Origin of the sequence: Streptomyces sp. NPDC060209, from assembly GCF_042728155.1 — a bacterium.
Taxonomy (GTDB): Bacteria; Actinomycetota; Actinomycetes; order Streptomycetales; family Streptomycetaceae; genus Streptomyces.
This window is the reverse complement of the sequence record NZ_JBHWZS010000139.1, coordinates 15073-21151: the sequence shown is the minus strand read 5'-3', so window position 1 is coordinate 21151 and position 6079 is coordinate 15073. Positions and strand designations below refer to the sequence as shown.

Genomic DNA, 6079 nt, shown 5'->3' with positions numbered 1-6079 from the left:
GGCTGAAAGTGACCCAGGCCACACGTTCTGTCGAGCGGGACGGCGCTCATTTGGTTAGTCTTAGGTGAACGGACGCCACCAAGGGATCCACGAAACTTCCTCGGCCGTCCTGGGACAGGTCTGTAAGCAGTCCGACGTCCCACCCCGTACCGGCGCCACCGCGACCGAACTGTTTCTGCCCCTGCCCCCGCAGAGGGCGGTCGACACGGTTCTCACAGCCGCAGCGTCGCCACCGCCCCGGGGTAACGCGACACAAAGGAGTCCGCGGTGACACCTGAAATGACCAAGACCGAGACGCACCCGGCCGAGCTGTCCGGAGAGCGGGCCCGCCGGCCCGAGAAGCTCCGGAACATCGAGGTCTGGGCCAGGTCGGCACCGATCAGGCTGGCCGGCTACGAGGATGATCTGGCCGAGCCGCACATCCTGCCCGGCATCGACTGATCACCCGTACCGGTTCGAGCAGCGCCTCGGTCCCTGCCCCCGTCTCCCGACGGGGGCAGGAGCCTTTTCACCGGCTGCCCTCATCGTTCCCCGGGGCGCGTCCGCCCGGCCGTAGCGGAACGGGCCGGGCCACCGGCCTCATGAAGTCCCGTACATAGGTCCGGCGCCACCAGCAGCCGGTGGCCCGCAGCTCCTGCCAGTCCGTGTACCAGTAGTGGAATACCCGGGCCCGGATGTGGGCGGGCGGGCCGCCGGGGAACGGGTTGTGTCGCAGGAGCCGCAAGGTGTCCCGGTCGCCCCGCAGCAGCCGCTCGACGAACGGTCCGAACCAGGCCCGGGCGTACGCGGGGGAGAGCGCCGCGAACCACATCATCCAGTCGAGCCGCAGATGGTACGGAGCGAACTGGCGCGGCAATCTGCGCGGATCGCCGGGCTTGCCCCGGAAGCCGTACTCGAGCCAGTGGGTCCCCTCGTGGATGACCGCCTCGCCGGTGCCCTCGACCACCACTTCCAGCCGCATCCTGCTGATGCTCCCGAAGGCTCCGTAGGTGTTGACCAGGTGCAGCGGGTCGAAGGACCGGTTCATCACCTGGCGGCGGGAGAGGAGATTGCGCGCCGGGCGATAGCTGAGCGCCAGCACGAGGGTGGTGACGGCGATGACCACCACCTCGTACCAGAGGGGCGCTCCCGGCTGTGCGGGTGGCGGGCCGGCGATCAGCGACCAGTCGACCGCGGCGAGGGCCAGGACGATGGTCAGCCAGTTCAGCCAGGCGAAGTTTCCGGACAGCACCAGCCACAGCTGGGTGACCACCATCAGTCCCGCCGCGACGCTCGCCACCGGCTGCGGGGTGAACAGCAGGAACGGCACCACGAGCTGGGTGACGTGGTTGGCGGCGACCTCCACCCGGTGCGCCGGCTTCGGGAGCCGGTGGAAGAACCAGCTGAGCGGTCCCGGCATCGGCTGGGTCTCGTGGTGGAAGTCCAGACAGGTCAGCCGCCGCCAGCACTCGTCCCCCCGGATCTTGATGAGGCCGGCGCCGAACTCCACCCGGAAGAGCAGCCAGCGCAGCAGCCACAGAACCAGCACCGGGGCCGCGGTGTCGGCGTTGCCGAGGAACACGGCGAGGAAGCCGGTCTCCAGCAGGAGCGACTCCCAGCCGAAGCCGTACCAGACCTGGCCGACCTGGACGATCGACAGGTACAGCACCCAGGGCATGGCCCACAGGGCCATCGCGGCCCCGAGCGGGACGTACGCGTCCAGGCCTGCCAGGAGTGCGAGAGACACCGCCGCGCCCGTCCAGGCGGCCAGCGCGAAGAAGCGGTCCGAGTAGTGCAGCCGGAACAGGCCGGGAGCGGCCCGCCACGAGGTGTGCCGCAGGAGGTCGGGCACGGGGAGCATGCCCCGGGAGCCGATCAGTGCCCGGAACTGGAGCGCTGCGGCGACGAACGCGACCAGGTACACGACGGCCAGTGATCGTTGGAAGATCAGCCTGCTCAACCAGTAGCCGTCTGCGGTGAACCACTCCATCGCCTCCAGTATCCGGCGTACCCCGCTCGTCAGGCGGCCGACACGGTCCGGCGAAGCACATTTCCCAGCCGGCGTGCGTACCAGTGCTGGGCGAGAGGTACGAGAGGACCGGCGAGCCGCGCGTACCAGGAGGCGGGCCGTGAGAACGCCATCACGGTGAACCAGACGGTTCCGTCGTCCGCCAGCTCCACGACGAAGCTCTCCTCACCGCATTCGGGGTGTCGCGCCAGGGTGCCGTAGGCGAAGCCGGTGCGGTTGCTCCCGTACTCCGTCCAGACGATCTCGCAGGGGGCGGCGATGCGGAGCCTTCCGATGCCCGCCGACACGTCGACGGCGATTCCGGCTGCCGCCCGTGCGGCGGAAGCGTTCACGCGTGCCCCTGCCGCGCGGTGCATGCGCCACTCGGTGACGGCGGCTCCCGCGGTCTCGAAGTCCGCCCGGCCCCTGCCGACTGCGGCACGGTGGTGCAGATGGTTGTAGCCGTCCGGGAGAGGTCCGAGCCTGGTGGCTCCGACCTCGGGGTACGTCAGGGTGCTCATGCGGTCCTGCCTTCCGGGTGGGTGAGGTCCTGGAGCCGGCGCCGGGCGAGCAGCGCGCAGAGCGCGAAGCCCAGCGCGTTGCCGAGCCCGTGCGTGGCCGCCATCCAGGTCAGGGTGGGGTGCGGCAGTCCGGTGGCCTCGCCGAGCGCCCAGCTCAGCGCGAGCACCATCGTCACCGCAAGCACGCCGGCCGAGACGGCGAGCAGGACACGGGTGAGACGCTCCCCTCCGGCGACGCGGACCGTGCGCCAGGTCAGGAGGGCGACCGTCCACATCCCGGCGGTGAGCACGAGCGCCCCGGCCAGCTCGGTCCAGTCCCCGATGAAGTAGCCGAAGAGGACGAGCAGAGTGCCGAGCGGCACGCTCAGGGCGGCGAACCGGCCTGCCGCGCCGTCCTCGGCCCGGCAGACGAGACCGGCGACGAGGGCGGCGGCGAAACCGGCGAAGTGGAAGTGGGGCACGGTCAGCGCCAGGATGCCGAGCCCGAATCCGAACAGTTCGTGGCCGGAGCGCTCGGCGACGAGGGCGAGCGCGGCGACCGACGGAGTGACCAGCGCCGTGAGCAGCGCGGCCTCCACCGGGCGTGCGCTGCGTGTACGGGCGAGGCGCCGGGGTGCGTGGCCGGCGAGGAGCAGTGTCCCCAGCGCGTAGCAGAGGGCGAGCGCGGTGGCGGTGCCGCCGCGTGGCAGCCACAGGGACAGGGCGCCGGGCACCGCGAAGAGCGGCCACAGGCGCCGTACGCGGTCGAGCGCGGGGTCGCCGACGAGCCCCAGGCCCAACGGAACGATCACCAGCATGCCCAGCATCACGATCAGGCCGACCAGTACGGACATCGTGCCCACCCCGTCCACGCATACGAGAACCGGTGAATTGAACATGTTCAATTCGTGTCGTGCTGAGCATAGAGGGCGCCTTGAACGCGTTCAAGGCGTCAGTTCGGTCGAGGAATCGGACAAATAATGGCAGAGTGGCGCATATGGATGATCGGGTAGCGGGTGCCCTGTCACTCCCGGACGACTGGCCCGCCCACCCGGACCTCAGCCTCGCCCTGAACCGAATGGGCAGCTTCGACTGGGATCTGGACAGCGGACTCATGCACATGGACGAGCCCGCCCTCGATGTGTTCGACCTGCGCGCCGATGAGTACGACGGCCATCCGGCGGCGCTCGCCCAGCGAGTTCCCGCCGACGAGGCGATCCGGCTCGACGGCATGGTCTCGGAGGCGCTCAAGAGCGGCCGCAGCAACTACGGCGCGTACTTCCGCAGGACACAGCGGGACGGCTCCCTCTGCTGGACCCACACCCAGGGGTTCATCCGCCGCGACGGCACCGGGCGGCCCCGCCGCATCATCGGGATCATCCGTGACGCCACCCAGGAGCTGGCCGAATCCACCGCCCGCCGGACCGTCGACGAGGAGCGGCGGCGCCGTACCAGCCTGGTCGAGGGCACCACGGCGGCCCTGGCCCATGCCCGGACGGTCAAGGACGTCACCGACGTGCTGAAGAGCTCCCGGGGTCTGGCCAACCTGGGTGCCACGAGCCTCGTCATGGGGCTGCTCGAGTCCGGGCGTATCCATCTGGTGGCGGACGGTCCCGAAGGGGCGTTCGTGCAGGGCACCCGCTACACCCGGACCGATGAGCCCTATCCGATGAGCGAAGTGATCCGCACGCTCACGCCGCGTTTCATCGAGACACCCGAGGATTTCGCGACCTCGTACCCCATTCTGTGGCCGCACATCAGTCACCTCGGCATCACCGCCGCCGCCTACATGCCCCTCATCGCCCAGGCCCGCCCGATCGGCGCACTCGGGCTCCTCTACGGCAACAAGGCCGGCTTCACCAGCGACGAGCGGAACCTGCTGGTGGCTCTCGGCAGCTCGATCGCCCAGAGCCTCCAGCGGGCCATGCTCTACGAGCAGGAGCACGATCTCGCCGAAGGGCTCCAGCAGGCGATGCTGCCGCGCCGGATCCCCGACGTCCCCGGGGCCCAGGTCGCCGTCCGCTACCGCTCGGCACGGCTCGGCAGGGACATCGGGGGCGACTGGTACGACATCATTCCGCTGCCCGGTGGCCGGGTCGGCGCCGTCATCGGGGACGTCCAAGGGCACGACACGCACGCGGCGGCCGTCATGGGGCAGCTCCGGATCGTGCTGCGCGCCTACGCTGCCGAAGGGCACAGCCCGGCCACGGTCATGGCGCGGGCATCCGTCTTCCTCCACGAACTCGACACCGACCGCTTCGCCACGTGCACCTACGCCGAGGCCGACCTGACCACGGGAGTGGTGCAGCTGGTCAGGGCCGGGCACATCGACCCGGCCCTGCGCGGCGTCGACGGGAACTGCCGCAGACTGCCGGTCGACGGGGGGCTGCCGCTGGGTCTCTCCGCGGAATTCGGGCAGCTCGAATACCCGGTCAGCACCGTCGATCTGGACCCGGGCCAGACGCTGATCCTCTACACCGACGGGATGGTGGAGCTGCCGGGCACCGATCTCGACGAGGGCATGCGACTGCTGGCCGCGACGGTCCGCGACGGTCCGCAGGACCTCCAGAAGCTGGCCGACCGGCTCTGCGAGGTCGTCGACGAGCGCGGCGGCGAGGACGACATGGCGGTGCTGCTGCTGCGCCGTAACGCGGCCCACGCCCCCCACCCGGGCGGCCGGCTCCAGCAGCACGTCGCGCAGAACGATCCGGAGGCGCTGACGTCCGCACGCCACATGATCCGGGCGGCGGTGCGCGCCTGGGGAGCGAAGGGCCGGGCCGACGACGTCGAGCTCGCGGCCGACGAGATGATCACCAACGCGCTGATGCACACCGACGGGGGCGCCATCGTCACCATCCGGGTGCTCACCGGACCCGAACGCCGCCTCCGGGTCGACGTGGAGGACCGCTCCAGCGCGCTGCCGCGCCGCAGGGACGCGGGGGAGTCCGGAGTCTCGGGCCGCGGGCTCATGCTCGTCGACCGTCTGGCCGACGTCTGGGGAGTGGAGTCCCGGGGCAACGGAAAATGCGTGTGGTGTGAATTCCTCATCCCGGAGCACCGGTAGCGCCGTGGCCGAGGCCGCGCGAGACTGTAACAGTACGTAACATGTCCTTACTTGACCGTAACCGACGCTGCGGGATTGACTGCGATCCCGCCGTTCCGCTGTCGACGACGCGAGGCCCCGTTGAGTACCGAGCTTCTGGCACCTCTTGATCTGGCTTTCTGGCACCTCGAATCCGATGCCCATCCGATGCATCTCGGCGCACTCGCGGTCTTCGACCGGGCCCCCGGCGTGGCCGCGGAGGAACTGCTCGAGCTGCTCGGAGCCCGGGCGGCCGCCATTCCCCGGCTACGGATGCGGGTCCGTGACGTCCTGCTGCCCGTCGGCGGCGCGGCATGGTTCACCGACAAGGACTTCGACGTGCAGCGGCATGTCAGGCGGGTCGTGCTCCCCGAGGGCGATTTCCTGGCGGAGGCCACCCGGCTCGCCGGTGAACTCATGGAGCGGCCGCTCGGGCGGGGCCTGCCGCCCTGGCAGATGTACCTCCTCGACAGTCCGGGTGGAGGCACGGTAGGCTGAAGCGTGAGTCTG

The 6079-nt window shown here is 70.3% G+C and carries 5 protein-coding genes and 1 pseudogene; 3 read left to right on the top strand and 3 right to left on the bottom strand.

From position 1 onward, the window contains the following. The first annotated feature begins 267 nt into the window (after positions 1 to 267). Positions 268 to 441 (top strand): hypothetical protein, encoded by a 174-nt coding sequence (locus ACFWFI_RS24555; RefSeq protein ID WP_387394042.1) that lies wholly within the window; start codon positions 268 to 270, stop codon positions 439 to 441. 67 nt (positions 442 to 508) lie between these two features. On the opposite strand, the gene ACFWFI_RS24550 is transcribed toward ACFWFI_RS24555, so the two are convergent. Genes ACFWFI_RS24550 through ACFWFI_RS24540 form a run of 3 tightly spaced genes read right to left on the bottom strand, consistent with a single transcriptional unit; the run spans position 509 to position 3341 of the window. Continuing rightward, complete coding sequence (locus ACFWFI_RS24550) at positions 509 to 1969, bottom strand: lipase maturation factor family protein (protein WP_387394038.1); 1461 nt, start codon at positions 1967 to 1969, stop codon at positions 509 to 511. A gap of 29 nt (positions 1970 to 1998) precedes the next feature. After that, entirely contained in the window at positions 1999 to 2508 is a 510-nt protein-coding gene (locus ACFWFI_RS24545) for a DUF1990 family protein (protein WP_387394036.1), read from the bottom strand. Next, positions 2505 to 3341, bottom strand: a complete 837-nt coding sequence (locus ACFWFI_RS24540; protein WP_387394040.1) for a YndJ family protein — start codon at positions 3339 to 3341, stop codon at positions 2505 to 2507. The genes ACFWFI_RS24545 and ACFWFI_RS24540 overlap by 4 nt, the downstream gene beginning before the upstream one ends. 143 nt (positions 3342 to 3484) lie before the next feature. On the opposite strand from ACFWFI_RS24540, the gene ACFWFI_RS24535 reads away from it, so the two are divergent. Continuing rightward, the gene (locus tag ACFWFI_RS24535; RefSeq protein WP_387394034.1) at positions 3485 to 5551 is read left to right on the top strand and encodes a SpoIIE family protein phosphatase; all 2067 of its coding nucleotides are present in this window, start codon (positions 3485 to 3487) and stop codon (positions 5549 to 5551) included. Positions 5552 to 5671: 120 nt separating this feature from the next. Next, a pseudogene (locus tag ACFWFI_RS24530) lies at positions 5672 to 6058 on the top strand (wax ester/triacylglycerol synthase domain-containing protein); the annotation flags it as partial. Positions 6059 to 6079 lie beyond the last annotated feature (21 nt).